This is a genomic window from Erythrobacter sp. K21-9, assembly GCF_055808355.1.
Genome location: NZ_CM147866.1, coordinates 629,979 through 647,044 on the forward strand (window position 1 = coordinate 629,979; position 17,066 = coordinate 647,044).

Below are 17,066 nucleotides of genomic sequence, written 5' to 3' on the forward strand. Positions count from 1 at the left end.
CAATGAGCCATCCTCAAGAGAGCATGGCAGACGTTCCCGCCCATTTTCTCTCCCGGTTTAGCTGTATTTTTTCCCGCGCCCGCAATCGAGCAAATCGGCGCGTTACTCGCTTCATGACGCATCAGAGAGGAAAACCAGCGAGGGTAGAGTGCGGGCACTTTCCGCAGCGTCACTTAGTAAGACGCACGACACCGCAAAACTTGCACAAAAAATCTCGGAGAAAGTTTGCTATCGCTCAGATTGTTGTCGTTTTCCCTTAAATCCGACACTGGTCCCTTAATTCCAAGAACGGGTCCCTATAACGTGGTCTCGCCGCCGCTCGCATTTGGACTTGGGATCAAGCAATTAGAGCTGTAGGCGCGCTATTGCACTCCAGTTCCCGCCGGGCGCTTTCGCGAAAACCTACGACATCAGAGGCGTAGCTGAGCGGTACCCGGCGCTTGATCCTCCGCTTGATGCGCGAAGCCACTATAGCAATCACGCGGTTCCCGCAGTCCACGATTTAGGGTCCCATTCCACGATTTGGGAAACCGACAGCATTCGCCGGGGCCAAGGACTTGCGCCATTCTTCGCCTTTTCCCGTTTTCGGATTTAAGGGAAAACGACACCAGATGGGCCGTACTATTTCATTGGGATCAGTGCGACCGATGAGGTAGGGAGCTCCTTTCAAAGGTCTTTATGATTGATCTGTGGGGCTAAGACCCTATGCCACCGCCATCAGACTGGCATTTCCGCCGGTACCGCCGTGGTGTCGATTGATATCGAGACCTCTTCGAGCATCCAGTCGGTGCGATAGGGGCGGTTCTTGCTGCCCAGCTGGACAATGGGGATCGGTCCTTCCCTCGAGGCAATTGCCATCAAGACGGGTGCGATGTCCTCACCTGCATCCTCGATCAGCACATGGGCGAAGCTTGTTTCCATCTCCCAATTGCTGGTCCATTCGATCTTGGCGAATATGTCGGGTTCAAGCTTCTCTGCGAGCGCGCGAGCTGCCAGAGGCACGATCGCAGCATTTCCGGTCGCGTCGACGGCGTCCAGCTGCGCCCGAAACCCGTTCATGGTGGCCGGGAGCAGCAGAATTGATCCGCGTGGATGGACTGCGTAGGTGTTGCGCTCACCGACTGGCCCAGGGAGGTGTGCGATTTGCCCGAGGGGAGGAGCTAAGTTTGGCGCGTTTGTTACCAGTCGTCCCAGGTAAAGTGGCCCACCAGCCTTTGGGCCGGTCCCCGAAAGCCCGCGCCCGCCAAATGGTTGAACTCCGACAATCGCACCGATCACATTGCGGTTGATATAGACGTTGCCGACCTCCGCTAGCGCCGTGACGGTCGTAATGGTCTCATCGATGCGGCTGTGAATGCCGAAGGTGAGGCCGTACCCGGTCTGCCGAACTTGTTGCATGAGTTGCTGCAAGCTTAGGCGCTTAAACCGCAGCACATGGAGGACCGGGCCGAACACTTCCCTTCCAAGCTCGGCAAGATCGTCGATCTCGATGATTGTGGGCGGGACGAAGGTGCCCCTGCGGGTGCTCTCATGTAGTGCAAGCTGTTGAACGCTTCGTCCGCGCCGACGAAATGCTTCGATATGCGCTTCAATTCCATCGCGGGCTTCGGCGCTAATCACTGGTCCAACATCGACCGCAAGGCTGTCGGTGTTGCCGACCCGAAGCTCCGCCATGGCGCCGCGCAACATCCGCAGTAGATCGTCGGCGATGTCCTCTTGGAGACAAAGCACGCGAAGTGCGGAACAGCGTTGTCCGGCGCTGTCGAACGCGCTCGCGATGACGTCTCTAACGACCTGCTCGGGCAGCGCAGAACTGTCGACCACCATTGCGTTCTGACCACCGGTCTCGGCTATCAACGGAATAGGTGCGCCACTGGATAGCGTCCGCTCGGCGAGTTGGCGCTGGATCAGTTTGGCGACTTCGGTTGATCCGGTGAATAGCACTCCGCAGGTATGCTCGGAAGCGACAAGCGCTGCGCCGATTGCGCCGGCACCTGGAATGAGTTGCAGCACCTCTTGCGGAACACCGGCCTCATGCAGGATGCTGATCGCTTGCGCTGCAATAAGTGGGGTTTCTTCGGCGGGCTTAGCTAAAACTGTGTTTCCAGCAACGAGTGCTGCTGCGATCTGGCCAATGAAGATTGCGAGCGGAAAGTTCCACGGACTGATGCACACGACGGGTCCAAGCGCCTTGCTGTCCTCGAGGTTATCACGCGCTTGCTGTGCGTAATAGCGCAGGAAGTCGACGGCTTCGCGCACTTCTGCAACGCTGTTGGCTGCCGATTTGCCTGCTTCGCGCATGATCAGGCCGAGCAACTCCTCCATTGCCGCTTCAAGACTATCAGCGGCTCGCTCAAGACACGCTGCACGTGTGGTGACTGGCGTGATCGACCAAGAGGTGAAGGCTTCTGCGGCCCGCTTCATTGCGGCGCCTGTATTGGCTTCGCTGGCCCAAATGACCTTCCCCACAAGGTCGCGGTGATCAGCTGGATTGACGATGTCCCGGGCGCCCCCGCTTGGGATTCCACCAAATGTCGGTTCGGCGCGCCATTCCACTTGGGTGGAAGATCGGAGCGTTTGGGATAGGTCTGCAAGAACATGTTCATCGCTAAGGTCGAGCCCTCGCGAATTCACCCGATCAGGATAGAGTTTGCGCGGCAATTGGATCAGCGGATGCGGGGATCCTACCGGATCGATCGCAAGCGCTTCGTCGACCGGATCTTTTGCGAGTTCTTGGGGTGCGACGTTCTCGTCGTAGATCTGGTTTACGAACGAAGAATTGGCGCCGTTCTCGAGCAGTCGTCTCACCAGGTAGGCCAGCAGCGTCTCGTGCGCGCCGACCGGGGCGTAGATGCGGCATGGGCGGCCCAGCTTGCTGGCTCCAACTACCTCTTCATAGAGGGCTTCGCCCATCCCGTGGAGGCACTGAAACTCATAATCTCCGATCTCGAACTGTTCCCCCGCCAGGTGATAGATCGTCGCGACCGTCTGAGCGTTGTGCGTTGCGAATTGCGGGAAGACATGATCGCGCGCGGCAAGCAGCTTTCGGGTGCAAGAAATATAGCTTACATCGGTATGCACTTTGCGGGTGAAGACAGGGAAGTCGGAGAGACCTTCGACCTGCGCGCGCTTGATCTCGCTATCCCAGTAAGCACCTTTGACAAGACGCACCATGATCCGGTGGTCTGAGCGCTGGGCAAGATCGACGATCCAGTCGATCACCATCGGACACCGTTTGCCATAGGCTTGGACCACGATCCCGAGCCCGTTCCAGTCCGCAAGCTCGGGATCGAGAGCGAGGGCCTCGAGGATATCGAGCGACATCTCCAACCTGTCAGCCTCCTCGGCGTCGATGTTGAGCCCGATGTCGAAACCTTTCGCCATGATCGCCAGCGCGCGAACCCTAGGCAAGAGCTCGCCCATGGCTCGGTCAAGCTGCGCGCGCTCGTATCGCGGATGCAGCGCGGAGAGCTTGATCGAGATACCGGGCCCTTCGTAGACGCCGCGCCCATCAGAAGCCTTGCCGATCGCGTGGATGGCTCGCTCGTAATCTGCATAATAGCGCTCGGCATCGGCCATGGTCATGGCTGCTTCGCCGAGCATGTCATAGCTGTAGGAAAAGCCCTTCGCTTCTTGCTTGCGCGCTCGTTTGAGCGCTTCGGCAATGGTCTCTCCGGTGACGAATTGCTCGCCCATCATTTCCATCGCCATGTTCACGCCGCTGCGGATAACGGGCTCGCCGGCTCGCTTGATCAAGCGCGTCAGCGATGTGCCAAGACTATCCTCAACTACCGGCGTCACGAGCTTCTTCGAGACAACCAGTCCCCAGGTAGCTGCATTCACGAAGATAGAGCGATCCTCTCCCAGATGCGAGCGCCAGTCGCCGCCTGCGATCTTGTCGCGTATCAAGGCATCGCGGGTCGCCTTATCCGGCGCGCGCAGCAGCGCTTCGGCAAGACACATTAACGCAACGCCCTCTTCGCTTGAGAGCGCATACTCCTTGACCAGGTTTTCAACGCCGCCTTGCTGTCCCTTTGCCCGTAGCCGCGTGATGAGGCGCTGTGCGATGTCAGCCACAATCTCACGCTGAAGATCTGTCAGCCGCGCATCTTCAAGGAGTGGAGCAACCGTTTCAGGTTCGAGCAGCCGATAGGCCAATGTAATCGCTTCGCGCAGCGGAGTTGGTTTCGCGGTACGCAGATGCGAATTTTGCGAAGGAGGCATGCCCAGCCACGGCAAGGTGGTTCATTCGGCCTGAGCTAAGACAGTTCTGCAATCCTCTCCTTCAGGAAAAGGCGAAGCAGTCGATCCATAGAGCGAGAGTTCGAAGATGAGGGCATCGTTGGGTCCGATTGTCTCGCCCCGGGCTTGATCACCGTAGGCAAGACTTGGTGGAATGTAGACTTCAAAGCGGTCGCCAGGGCGCATGAGCTGAAGTACTTCCTGCCAGCCTTTTATCACCCGGTCGGATTTGAAGGCAATTGCAGGTTCAGGAGCCGTGCGAGACCAAAATGCAGTGCCATTGGTCAGGCGTCCCGATGCGTGGGTGCATACATAGTCGCCGAGCCGAGTAGTCTGCTGCTGCTTGTCTCCAGCTGCAATGATGCGGTACTGCAGTCCTGAGGGAAGAGCGACGACACCATTGCGCTGCGCGTTCTCTTCAAGCCATTCAGTCGACCGGCGCAGATTGGCCGGGGCATCGACAAGACGCTCGAGCAGGTAAGTGAACTGCAACGCCTGGATCTTGGCGCGCTGCTCATTGTCGACCCCTCCCGAATGACCACCTGTCATATCCTCGAAGTACCAGTAGGGATGACCAAGCTCCTTGAGCCGGGCGGCACCTTTGCGTGCATGCGCAGGATGCGTGCGATCGTCGGCGGTCGAAGCCCACAGGAACGGTGTGGGATAGTCCTTGTCCCCGACGAGCTTGTGGTAGGGCGAGTAACCCTCGATCCATTCGCGCTGCTCGGGGATGCGCGGATCGCCATATTCGCCGATCCACGAAGCCCCGCGCCCAATCAGGTGATAGCGCAGCATGTCGAACAGCGGGATCTGGACGATCGCCGCCCCGAAGAGGTCCGGGCGCTGGGTGATGGCCGTGCCCACCAACAATCCTCCCTGCGAGCCACCTTGAATCCCAAGATGCTCAGGCGACGTGTAGCCGCGAGCAACCAGGTCCTCGCCGACGGCAATGAAATCGTCCCAGGTCCGCTGCTTGTTCGCGCGGATCGCGGACTGGTGCCAGTTCGGCCCGAACTCACCGCCGCCTCGTAAATTGGCAAGCACATAGGCTCCACCCCTTTCGAGCCATAGCTTGCCGGTGGAACCCAGATAGCTCGGCAGGCGCGACACCTGGAAACCACCGTAGCCAGTCATTAATGTCGGTGTCGTGCCGTTGAGCGCCATACCCTTGGGCTTCACGATGAAATAGGGGATCTGGGTGCCATCAGCGCTGGTTGCTTCGTGCTGTTCGACTTCCATCCCCGTCTTGTCGAAAAAGCTCGGGCTAGTCTTGATGATGCGCGGCGCGCCTGTTCCGTCTGAGTAATAGAGCGTCGTTGGGTTGAGGAAGTCGGAAACAGTGAACATGATCTGGCCGGTCTCATCCGAGCTTGCCGCGATGCCAACCGTGGCATTGTCGGGCAGCTCAACCTGCTCGCTCATCCATTGACCGTCCTCATAATTGAACTTGAGGACCTTGCCGACGACGTTGTCCAGCAGCCCTACGAACAATGCATTGCCGGTTATTGCACCGCCGCGCCTGGTCTGGCGCTCACCCGGAGCCCAGACCAGCGTATTCTGCGAGCCGTTTGGATCGGATTTCCATTCCTCCAGATCAACAGCAGTCAGGCTGTCGGCGGGGAAGGTTCGTCCTTGCGTCTCCCAATCGACGTCGGTTGAAAAAAGCAGGTGACCATCGACGATCCCGTACAGTGAAGCTTTGAGCGGCATATCGAGTTGGAGCCATTTGTCTCCGTCGAAGAAAAACCGCTGGGCTTCGTGGAAGCTGGTCCCACGATATGCCGTGAACCCGTGGATTTTGCCGCTATTGTCTTGAAGAAGATTGGCACCTGCCCAAACGTCTTGGCGGCTGCCGCGAAAAATCACGGGCGCAGCATCGATCGTTTCTCCGCGTCGCCAATAGCGGGTCGTGAATGGGTACTCGCTCTCCGTCATCAGCTCTTCGCTGAAGTTGCGGGTTACCAGCATGGTGTCTTGATCGATCCACTCGATGCTGCCCTGGCTCTCGGGCAATTCAAACCCGCCTTCGACAAATTGCTTCGTTGAGGTGTCAAACTCGCGCAGCACAGTCGCGTCCTTGCCGCCATCCGAGAGCGCGATCATGCATTTGGTAAGATCGGGCGGTAGGCAGGTCGAGCCTTTGTAGACCCACTCACGGCCTTCTCTTGCGGCTAACTGGTCTACATCAAGGACGAGGTCCCATTCGGGATCGTCGGTCGCATAGGTCTCCAGATTTGTGCGCCTGAGAATGCCGCGCGGATTGTCCCTGTCCTGCCAAAAATTGTAGAGTCCATCGGGACGAAATGAGACGTAAGGGATGCGGTCTTCGCTATCGAGGATCGCGAGCGCCTCGCTCTTCAACTGCTCGAAGCGAGGGTCGGCTTCCAAGTGCGAGAGAGTGCGCTCGTTTTCCTTCTCGACCCATGCCAAGGCTTCATCGCTGCGCGCCTCTTCTAGCCAGATGTAAGGGTCTTGCTCGGGACCGGGGACGCCCTGATCGGATGCGGGCTCAGCAGCGGATGGAGAAGCGGCAGTGAATAGAAGCGCTGCTGTGAGAATGGTCGATTTCGTCATCTAGGTCGGTCCGCCTTTCGCGAGAATGGGAGGGCGCCTACCGATGCGAAGAATTTCACGGCCGTAAGGCCATGCGATCCCCCATGCGCCACATAGTAAGACGCACGAAAAGGCGAAACTTGCAGAAAAACGTTCCCGAAGTTGGATGCTGAGGTGGGAGACGGAGGCAGTTGTCGTTTTCCCTTAAATCGGGAAATGGTCCCCTAAATCGTGGAACGGTTCCTTAATTCGTGGACTCGTCGCCGTTCGCAGCTAGGCTCGGTATCGACCAAAGACGCAAGCGCGAGTCGGAGTGGACCAGCTCTGCTTCGTCCAGGAGTCTCAGCGATGAACGAGCAACGTCACGCTTTGCTAGACCGATATGCGCGAGAGCACTGGCGCGAGCTTGAGTCTTATTTTCGCAATTGGCGATATCCTCCTCACCTGATTGAAGAGATGGTGCAAGAGACTTTGCTGCTTATCTGGTCCGCGCCCTGTGAGCCAGAAGATTTGCAGGCATATGGGAAGCAAGTTGCCATCAATCTTGCTCGCGACCAGGCTCGTCGGATCGAAGTTCGCACGCGGTGTATGCCGATCGAGTTGATGCTCTATGGCGAGGACGTCGATCCTCTCGATCCATATGCGCATGTTTCGGGGTGCGATCTGCTGCGGCGAGCGGCGCTGAAAATTGCCCAATGGCCAACAAGCGATCAACATATTCTCGCGTTCCGACATTCCGAGGGCCGACTGTGGCCGGTCGTGGGGTTCCTCGCGGGGATGAAGGTCAGGGAGGCAAAGGAACGTCTGGCCTCTGCCTGCCAAGAACTCTTGGCGGCTTTGGATTTCGAGCCCGGCGAGCTCGATCGGTCACGTTGCGTAGCTTTATAGGCCGAGGTGTTGAGCAAGGGCTGGTACGAGCCGAGGCGATCCCGCTTCCGTTGTCTTTAGATTCATGGCTGTTGTGGCCGCGGTAAGCTGCGCGGCCATGGCGGAGGGGAGGGATGGGACAAAGATATTGTCGAGGACCCGCGCTCTTACCTCCCCATCTTCAGCGTGGTGGCGCAGTACGGCGTAAATCGTGAGGTCGGGCTCGAGGATCGATGCCATAACGGACAGGCGTTTTTGCCATGCTGCCGTGACCCAGGCGAGAACAAGAAATCCCCCTGATGGCTGGTAAGCCGTAAGTGGCTTCGTTCTATCCCGATATCCTTGGCGACGACCGTCGCAAGCTCTCTGCGGCGATCACAGCCAGAACCGTCCCAGATCAGACTCAGAATGAATACGAACAAGGTCAGCGCCTCAGGCCAGGTAACCGTGTGTTCTGCGTCGAGCTCGAACCAACCTGTCTCGCTTGCGTTGAAGAGGCGCTCCTGGAACGCTGCCGCTACAGCCGGCGCCGAAATCTGCTGCGCGGTGCCAAGATCGAAGCCGCATCGCTCACATTTATGAGGCTCGAACGGCCCGAGGTTCCCAAGGCTGGCAATCTTCGGACACGAGCCACAGTTCGGGCATTGCCCACTCAAAAACTTGCCGTGTTTGGGGCAAATTGCTGCCCAACCCACTGCCCACGTTCGCCGGACGTAGGGTACGCCATCCTCCGCGAAGCAGCTGGCGCAAAAGCCGATCCTTCGGGATTGAGAGTGCATTGCCAGGCCGGTGTAGAACTGGTGCATCGAGAAGCGGCTCGGCGGATCATAGGGGAAGTCTGGGCTCCATGTTACGGTGGTCGCCATCACCAGTTCCTTGGACGAGCCTGTGACCGACGCAATCACCTCTATCATCGCGTCGCTCGGCTTCGCCCACCAGTCCCGATGCTCCTTCAGTATCCGGGCATCGCCGCCAAACATTTCGTTCGGCGTCAGACCCAGCGCGTTTGCCCGCCGGTGAAGCCACGATCCGAGCACCTCATCGGCGAACGGCGCTAGAACCAACTTGCCGCAAGAGTGTACATGCGGTTCAATCAGTTCCACAGGGAACAGATCGCGCGCCACGGAGCTCATGCGAATGTTACGCTTCGTCGCTCGGAGGGCGGCACAAAACCGATCTGGTCAAGCGCATCGAGCCTTATAGTCTCTTCTCCGTGCTTGATCGCATTGACCGCGCACTGCGTGATGATGGTCACCACCTCGCCCAGTATTCCTTCCGAGGTGCCCAGTAACCGCTGAAGGTTCTTTGGTTCGGTCAAGTTCGAGGCTTTGCGCAATGGCATCACCGCCTCCAGCGTTGCTACCAGCCTCATAAACTCGGCATCGGTACCGACCATCGCGGCAAGCGATAGGGTGTAAATCGGTTGGCCAGTTGATCGTCGCTCTGGATCGCGCGCATACTCTCCGCAGTGCCCACCGCTACCAGTGGGATCTGCAACTGATTGCCCAGCCAGCGCAAGAGATTGAGGAACCGACGCTGTTGGTCTCGCGTGCCGCTCAGCAGGTTGTGAACCTCATCTATGATGAGCATGCGTACTTCTGTGGCGCGCAATAAACGCATGGCGATGTCCTGCTTCGCGGGCAGTTTTGCAGGCCCGCGATCGGGTATCCCCATTGCTTCAATCACAGCGCCGAAGAAGCGGCATTCGTTCGGAGAGGGCGGCATCTCTACTGTCAGCACAGGCACTTGCACCGAGTTTTCTGGCCTATCAGGCACATGCGTGCGGCGGAACTTCTCCACGATCATGGTCTTGCCGTTGTTGCTTGGCCCTACCAGCAGCATGTTGGGCATGCGCGTGCGCTTGGGGAAGCTGAGTAAATCCTCCATCATCGCCAGCGCCCCTTCAGCCCGCGTGTAGCCCAGCCACCTATCGGTGCGGATGTGCCGGATCCGCAACGCATCCGGTTCGTCGGCGAGCGCTCGCACGCTTTCCAATAAATGCGTGTAGTCGCGTGATGTCATTGCCATTCCTCGACGTCGAAAAGGTTTGGCTTCTCAGTAATATTCGGGAAGTCCTCAGCATTGGTGGCTGCGGGCTCTGCTGAGGATAAGGATTCCGCCTGATCGAGTTCTGAGCGCCGGCGTCGCTCGCGTTGTTGGCGAGCTGCCCTTGTATCTTTTACCGCCTTGTCGCTGATCGCCTGCATCGCATCCAAAGCGCGGAACAGTCCGTCTTCGTTCACCTTACCCCATCCTTGCGCGGCCGCATACTTGAGTGCAGCGCGTTGTTCCCCAAGCGATATTGGCCGCCTCCGCAGGTCGGCATAGGGAACGTCGTAATATTCCCCGTCGGGAGCAAGCAGATAGACCCGGCTCAAATTGCGCGGATCATAGCGAACGATGAGTTTGTCGGGATGGCCGACAAGTGTGGCCAGGACGTCCGACCAGTAAGCGATCTTGTGCAGCGCGATGCCTTCGCGGCGCACTAGTCGCCGTTTGAACGGCAGAAAGTCGATGAGCAGACGTCGCCGATCGGTGATCGTTCGCGGTTTGCCGCGCCCCGGAAGTTTCTCATCGCCCTCGATGCCGCGTTGCCATGCTGCAAGTGGTGTGGTGTCGATGCCTCGGTGGAACTTGTTATGGTAGGCGCCCACCATCGCATGGGTGAACCAGGCTTCCAGCTCGTCGATCGTCATCGCCGCTGTCTTCGCTGGATCGATGTCGCCTTTCTCACGAATGTTGGAGTAGGTGGTGCCCGGCAACAGATGAACCTCCCCCATCATCGTGCCGATCAGCCGTTCGATATGGCCGCCATAGTGCGGTGTTCTGACAGGGCGATAGTCGATTTTGATCCCATACTGGGCACAGCCTCGCGCGAGCGCCTCGGAGCGGAAGTCCTTACCATTGTCCAGGTGCAGCTTGCTGGGCACGCCGTAGACTGGCCATTCGCCCTCGACTTTTCTTGCCGACAGCCAGCCATCTTTTGGGAGGATTGCTTGTGCCATGCAAAGCGCCACGCTGGTCGCGGAAGGATGCTCGAGCGAGAGATGGAAGCCCGCTACGCAGCGCGAGTACACGTCGATCGCTAACGTAAGCCAAGGCCGTTGGAGCGGCTCTCGGGTTATGCTGTCGACCACAATCACATCAACCTGTGTGTGATCGATCTGAACCACAGCAAGCGGCGAGGGCGCCTCAAATGCACCGGTCACTGGCGCATATCGATCGCGCGTCGCCTTCGGACCATGGCGTTGAGCGTGTACTTCGGCGTTTGGGCGACGCGAGAGGCGCAGGGCAATCGCTTTTCGGCTTGGAGGCTCCAGGCCCGCAGCATGGCATCGACGCCGCACTTCACGGACAAGCTTCGCGATCTTCGGCTTCTGACGGGTCGCGTAGAATTCATCGATGGTCGTCTCGACCATCGCATTGACCTGATCCTCAAGGCGCACATCGCCTTCACGTCGGCCTCGCCGTTCTGGAAGCAGGCTCGTAAGCAAAGGAGCTGTCTCGTAACGCGAGAGGAGCCGATAAACCAGCGTGAGGCTGATCCCAAGCTCCTCAGCCGCGTCTTTCGCGTGCTGACGCGTTCGATTGGGTGTCTCCGCCAATCGCTTGATTACGGGCAGGCGCTCATGCGCTAAGTTCCATTCATCCGCCGGGACAGTGCTAATGTCCCGACTGGCATTCATTTCGCATCGCACCGGGTTTGTTGGCAGAGAGGAGCGGTCGCACCGAACTCAAACGTGCGATCGTGTTCCAGCTTCTCGGCGCCGCCTGAGCGAACACCCGCCAAATGAGAGCCACAGCTGAGCGATATCCGGCGCATAATTCTCCGACTCGATGTCGAGAGCCTACATACAGTCCCGCGGTCACTTCAGTCCACGAATTAAGGGACCATTTCACGATTTAAGGAACCGACCGCATCCACCGGAGACAAGGATTTCCGCCATTCTTCGCATTTTGCCATTTCCGGATTTAAGGGAAAACGACACTATGCGCTGGCAGCGTCAATAAGATGTTGCGCTGTGGTCCAATAGCCCGCTTGTGGCTGCCTCTTTCCGATTTCACATATATCAGTACCCAATTGGCATTTCCGTCGAAAACTCATGATATTGAGAGTAAAGGTCTGTCCATTGTGTCTTCTTCAACTGGACGACTGAGGAAGTTGGAAGTGTAAGACGCCGAAGGCGGCTCACTTCTGACTTCATCGGTCGTAACCATCTGGGTCGGCGAAGGATCACTATTCCGAGGACGGGAGCGGGGTAGGGGCCTCCTCGGGTGGCAAACGTGAGAGCGCAACTGTGTAGAGCTGCCGCCAGTGCTCCGCCTTTCCTCGCTCTCGCTCAGCGGTCCGTTCAGCAGCAACCTTCCTGGTGCGTGTCTCTGCAAGCTCGGCTTCGATGCGCTCGATCTTGTTCCGCAACGCCGCCTCGATGTGCCGGTGCTCCTCAGGTGTTCGCATCGGCACTTTCTTGCCGTCGATCACTTCGGAATGAGTACGAGTGTCGGCGCGCTCCTCGCCGATTTCATCGGCGAAATTGTTGTAGAGGTACTGACGACTGACACCGGCTTCGCGGGCCACTGCAACAAAGGTCACAGGCTGTTTGCTTTGGCGGAGGCGAAGGATCGCGTCTTCGACCGCTGCGCGCTTTTCGACGCTGCGTCGATTGCGAGCGTCATTGAGGGTTGCGATGCGCCGATCCTTCACTGAACTCATCGAGCAGTCTCCTCTTCGGGCGAGGCGGGCTTGTAGCGCTGCTTCGCTCCTTCAAAGCCTCCGCTCTCTTCGATGGATCGGATGATGGTGTCGGTGTTCTGGACCGCATTCTTGTTACGCTGGAGCCGCTTGCGCATGATTTCAGCCATGCGGGCCTGACCGCCTTCGTTCAGGTTCTTTGCTTCCTCTTCCAGGCTTTCGATCGCGACGTAAAGTTTCGCGCGCTCGCTTCGAAAGTGGTCGAGATCTTTGCCGTCGGCGCGGAAGAACCTGCATGTCAGGCAGGCATGGGCATGGTCGCACCAATCTCCCAATTGGCCCGGCAAGGTACATGCTCCGCCGCACACCCGTGTGGCTGTCATGCTGTCCTTGCGGACCATGAGTTCACCGACGGCTTCGTCGACCTTGCCCTCTATCGTGAAGAACCGGCCGCCGCCCTTACTGAGCAAGGCCTTCTTTTTGAGATCTAGGCGCCGGTTGACATAGGAGGCTGCCATGTCGGGCGATGTATGGCCGAGCTCGAACATGATGTTGAGAATGTCGTGCCCTTCAGCGGCCATCTGGGTGCCGCGGTGGTGGCGGAGCGGATGCCAGGAGAAATCGAACGGCTTGCCTTCGTTACCGACGATCTGGTGCTTGATGCAGAACTCCTTCAGCTGCTTCATTGTCCAGTGGTAATCGATGAACGATTCCCGTTTGCCGTAGAACACGGGGAACAGATACTTCGTATCGCCTCCGACGAGCTGCCGAAGTCGAGCGCGCTGGCTCTCGATCCGCATAATCATGGACCGATGCGCGGGGTCGGTACGCAGCAAGGGCTTGGTGTTCCAACGGCTCACCTTGTTCTGCCAGTAAGTGAACAGCATGAAGCGTTCATCATGTGGATCGGGGCGTAGGCAATCGAAGAGGAGGGCATGCAGATCTTCCGCACGCGCGCCGGTTGTCAGACCGATCGTGAAGATCGCTGGGAGCGGATCTGGCAGTTCGTCGAGTTTAGCGACCATCGCCGCCAGTGCCTCCGGAGGAGCCGCTCGATTTGCCCCCTCGCGCGACGCATAAAGTCGGTTGCGTGGATCATCTGAGGCTTGTTTGCGGCGGATGCGGCGCGCCGCTCTCTTGTCGAGGGCAATCCGCGGCCACTGGCCCGGGAAAAGGATAGGAGCGGCACGCAGCAGCTGAACAACATCTGTGTACCAGTTCTTACCGACCGCATTGTGAGCGTTCCCCCAAGCGAGATAGCGCTCCATCGTCGCTTCATTGATTTGGCTTGGTTCGCGAATGCCTTCCTCGCGAAGGAACCGGGCGAACAGAAGCAAAATCCTCCGTAAGCCTGTGAGTGTACCCGGAGCGATCTCTCCATGGGTGATCTTGTCGAGGAAGAAACCGCGCATCAACGGGCGCTGCCACGGCTCGAAACTCGTCAGGTTAAGGTAGGCGTCTTTCTGCCGCTGGCGGTCACGAAAGCGCGTGTCCTCTTCGCTATAGAGATCGTTAAGGAGGATGATGTCGCGCTCTTTCAATACCGACATCTGTGCCTGATTGATGATCGAAAAACGGTGGACGTCGCCGATCAGCTGGATTTCGGGCGAATGGTAGATGCTTGTGACCACCTTGCCGCCGCGGATCCACTTGCGTGTCTGTGTTTGCCTCCGGCATTTGTAGTTCGCGAGATACCACGCGCCGTAGACATCCAGCAGGGCGTGATTGTGCTGGCTCGGATGTTCAGCGCCGGCTTCATCGGGAGGCCGGAAGCCGGGGTGAGTTAGGTCAGCAAGGCAGGCTACCTGGAACTGCCGAAGTAGGGTTTCTCCCTCTTCGGCCAGGAATCTGATGACAGGTGCACGACGCGAAAACCAGCCTGCGCTGGCTTTGCGGTCGTCCAGGACCGAGGCCGCGAGGTAGGATTTGATCTCGTTGGTGAGGATCGGGTCTGCAGAGCGAAGCGACACGCTTTCATAGGTTGGGCTCAGCCAGTGACGATCGAAAGCGACCTGCATGACCGCGTCGGACCAGACATCGTTGTCGTTGAGCTGCTGGGAATAGGCTGCCAGGCGATTTTCGAGCCAGTTGCTGTAGCGATCGCTATCGCGCGGCGTGCCGCCTACCTGTGCCAGCGGCGTCACGCCCATCGGATATCCTTTCCGACCAGTTCTGCCTCGCGCAGGCGCTCCAGCCTTTCTTGCACCGCGTCTGGTCCGGTCAAATAGAGTTGCCGGATCTCCGAAGCGAAGAGATGCTGGTAGAACGTCGAGGTTGTCTGGGGGCTGGAATGTCCGAGACGATCCGCCACCTCGAGCAGCGTGTATCCCGCTGCGATCGCTTCCGATGCATGGCTGTGGCGGAACATATGCCAGCTAAAATCAACGCTAGCGCGCTTCCTCAAGAGGCGCTTGAGCTTTTGCACATAGGACAGGCTCATTGCCTTCCCGATGGTACCGGCCTGCACGTTGGCGAACACATATTGGCTGCCAGCTTCGAATGCCGGCATGTATTCTGCGGCGGTCAGATAATCGACATACATGTTGAGCACGTAGTCGTGGACCGGGATGCCGCGAGTTCGTCCGGATTTCGCACGAGCGCCATTGGTGTTGTCGTCGCGCGGAACCACCCAGACAACCTTTTCTGCCAGATCGATATCGACGTGCCGCAGACCGAGCGCCTCGCCGATCCTGAGACCCGTGTTGTAAAGCAGGACGACCAGAAACGCGTCGCGAGCGAGCCTGCAAGCCTCGACCAGTCGAAGAACCTCGTCGGGGGTGAGGCGCTTCTTGAGAACTTGTCTTTGGACCCGGTTGGTATCACCCGAGAGATAGCGGTCCTTGCGCCGCGTCGCGCGGCGCTGGTTGATGTGTTCGAGAAACGGCTTGTAAGCGCGATGACCGTCATAGGCTTTGCTAACATCGACCGCGTCGATCTCGAAATCGTCGGTGCCGTTGTAGAAGCGATAAAATGACTTGATCGCGAGCTGGATCTGGGTGCGCGTCGATGGAGATAGTTTCGGGGCCTCGACAGCTCGCAGACGGATGAGCTTGGGACTAGGCAAAGCACCTTTGGGCTTGGCAAGACGCCAGGCGAGAAAGCCATCGTAAAGCGCGACCGTTGATTGACTAAATCCAGCGTCATGCGCGCCAAGGTAGTTCGCGAAATCGACGACATGGCGTACGTATGAGCGGATTGTGTTGGGCGAAGAGTGGGTCTGCTCGAGGTGGAGGATCCAGTTGCGGACATCCCCGATTATGTCGCCTTCCCGGTCCAGGGCGGTCCATGATCTTCGTCCGTCCGGTAGCGTGATCCGCGCGAGTTCCAGAGGGTGTTTGAGCGAAGTGGACACGGGTCCGGATATTGCTGAGCAAGACCCGTGATCGCAAGCAGTTCCTTTACTGTCTGGACATAGTGGACATGGACAGTTGTGGTGCTTCTAGTCACATAACTGGCGTTATCCGTCTGCCCAGGTCACTACCGGGCTCACGTGAGACGTGAAGGATCGAGCTATTTGGGCCCGGTTGCAACACGGATCAATTCAGTTTCTAAGTAGCGAGAAGCCTCTTCTGACATGTCAATTACTCGCAGCAGTCGTGCTCCAAAACGAACGACAATAGTCCTTTCATGTGAGTTTGGCGCGTTTTGAATTGCTGCATCTATTCGTGCCAATGCAAGCTGATTAAGGTCTTCAGGTACTTCGTTCGAAAGGTGGCTCAGTTTCAGGATTTGCGCTGCAGATTGGATCATGCTGAATTGCTCGATTGTTGTGAGTGACGGATCATCAGCGCGTTCGAGCAGCGCATCCGACCAACGAAGGACAAGCTGATTGCGGTGATCGAGATTTTTGCCCGTCAAGAGGCGGATGAATGGCGGCCCCAAAAAACTCAACCAATCGAGGTTGCTTTGGACCGAGGCTTCGTTATCGAGCTCTTTCAATAGAAATTCAGCAAATCGGTATAGGTCATCTGCCGAAAAGGGCTGGTTCTTTGCGAGTTGAAGCCGCTGGAACAATTGTGCGAATTTCAAACGGCTGCAGGCAACTCCGACATCAATAGGACAGTTCACATAGAGCTGTTCCAAGAAATTGGCTCGTTCTTCATCGGAGAGAACATGCCCTTCATCCTGGCGCCAATCGTACTGTGCAAGCTGAACCCACCCGCTTGGGGTCAGCCTTCGGTCCTCTCGAATGCCTTCGATCAGGTCTTGCATAGATCCGTGAGTGTTCAAAGTACCATCAAATACCATCGCGTATAGTGATGGATGCAGAGCATTTGGAACTCGAGTTATCTCCTCTCGATCCGGGTTGTAGACTGCGATCCTTGGAGTGGCGCTCATCGAAAACGCTTCACGAATTCCTTGGCTCGATTTTGCGTGGTAGTCCAATCGCACCAGGATGAAACCTGACGCTCGATCAAGAAAATCCTGGCTCTTAAGGACGGTTTCCCGGAACCGTGCCGAATACGGGCAGGTCTGAGAATGCATGAAGACAAGCACCGGCCTTCCTTCATTTTTGGCCTTCAGAAATGCAGCTTCTAGCGATCCTTCAAACCACTGGACTTCCTCTTGTTTGGACTTGATCTTCACACCGGAAGTTATCGAAGCTTCACTTGCTTCTGGCCTTGCTTGCAAGGCGTCGCCCGGCCAAGCGAGCATCGCACTCATGATGCAAGATATTGCGAGTGATCGCATGGTGATGTGCTTTCCGATG

The 17,066-nt window shown here is 57.8% G+C and carries 10 protein-coding genes and 1 pseudogene; 1 reads left to right on the forward strand and 10 read right to left on the reverse strand.

Translation table 11 applies throughout. The features are described 5' to 3' along the window. Positions 1-703 precede the first annotated feature (703 nt). Positions 704-4,234 (reverse strand): annotated as a pseudogene (putA, locus tag AC0L39_RS03200) (bifunctional proline dehydrogenase/L-glutamate gamma-semialdehyde dehydrogenase PutA). 11 nt (positions 4,235-4,245) lie between these two features. Next, on the reverse strand, positions 4,246-6,816 hold the full coding sequence (locus tag AC0L39_RS03205; RefSeq protein ID WP_473260698.1) for a prolyl oligopeptidase family serine peptidase: 2,571 nt from the start codon (positions 6,814-6,816) through the stop codon (positions 4,246-4,248). 327 nt (positions 6,817-7,143) lie between these two features. Here AC0L39_RS03205 and AC0L39_RS03210 point away from each other — a divergent pair, with 327 nt between their 5' ends. Then, positions 7,144-7,683 carry an RNA polymerase sigma factor gene (locus AC0L39_RS03210; RefSeq protein ID WP_473260700.1) on the forward strand — a complete coding sequence of 180 codons (540 nt, stop codon included), beginning with the start codon at positions 7,144-7,146 and terminating at the stop codon, positions 7,681-7,683. A gap of 146 nt (positions 7,684-7,829) precedes the next feature. Here AC0L39_RS03210 and AC0L39_RS03215 read toward each other — a convergent pair whose 3' ends face one another. The 8 genes from AC0L39_RS03215 to AC0L39_RS03250 form a co-directional block, all read right to left on the reverse strand. Continuing rightward, positions 7,830-8,795, reverse strand: a complete 966-nt coding sequence (locus AC0L39_RS03215) for a TniQ family protein (RefSeq protein ID WP_473260702.1) — start codon at positions 8,793-8,795, stop codon at positions 7,830-7,832. Beyond that, entirely contained in the window at positions 8,792-9,004 is a 213-nt protein-coding gene (locus tag AC0L39_RS03220) for a hypothetical protein (RefSeq protein WP_473260704.1), read from the reverse strand. Before AC0L39_RS03220 ends, AC0L39_RS03215 begins: the two co-directional genes overlap by 4 nt. A 26-nt stretch (positions 9,005-9,030) precedes the next feature. Further along, entirely contained in the window at positions 9,031-9,684 is a 654-nt protein-coding gene (locus tag AC0L39_RS03225) for a TniB family NTP-binding protein (protein ID WP_473260706.1), read from the reverse strand. Continuing rightward, positions 9,681-11,081 carry a transposase gene (locus AC0L39_RS03230; RefSeq protein WP_473260708.1) on the reverse strand — a complete coding sequence of 467 codons (1,401 nt, stop codon included), beginning with the start codon at positions 11,079-11,081 and terminating at the stop codon, positions 9,681-9,683. Before AC0L39_RS03230 ends, AC0L39_RS03225 begins: the two co-directional genes overlap by 4 nt. Positions 11,082-11,899: 818 nt before the next feature. Beyond that, positions 11,900-12,376: a DUF6262 family protein gene (locus AC0L39_RS03235; RefSeq protein ID WP_473260709.1), complete on the reverse strand. Its 477-nt coding sequence runs from the start codon at positions 12,374-12,376 to the stop codon at positions 11,900-11,902. Further along, on the reverse strand, positions 12,373-14,505 hold the full coding sequence (locus tag AC0L39_RS03240) for a site-specific integrase (protein WP_473260711.1): 2,133 nt from the start codon (positions 14,503-14,505) through the stop codon (positions 12,373-12,375). Before AC0L39_RS03240 ends, AC0L39_RS03235 begins: the two co-directional genes overlap by 4 nt. Continuing rightward, on the reverse strand, positions 14,496-15,707 hold the full coding sequence (locus AC0L39_RS03245) for a tyrosine-type recombinase/integrase (protein ID WP_473260713.1): 1,212 nt from the start codon (positions 15,705-15,707) through the stop codon (positions 14,496-14,498). The genes AC0L39_RS03240 and AC0L39_RS03245 overlap by 10 nt, the downstream gene beginning before the upstream one ends. A 158-nt stretch (positions 15,708-15,865) precedes the next feature. After that, positions 15,866-17,020, reverse strand: coding sequence for a thioredoxin family protein (locus tag AC0L39_RS03250; RefSeq protein ID WP_473260714.1), 1,155 nt, complete (start codon positions 17,018-17,020; stop codon positions 15,866-15,868). Positions 17,021-17,066 lie beyond the last annotated feature (46 nt).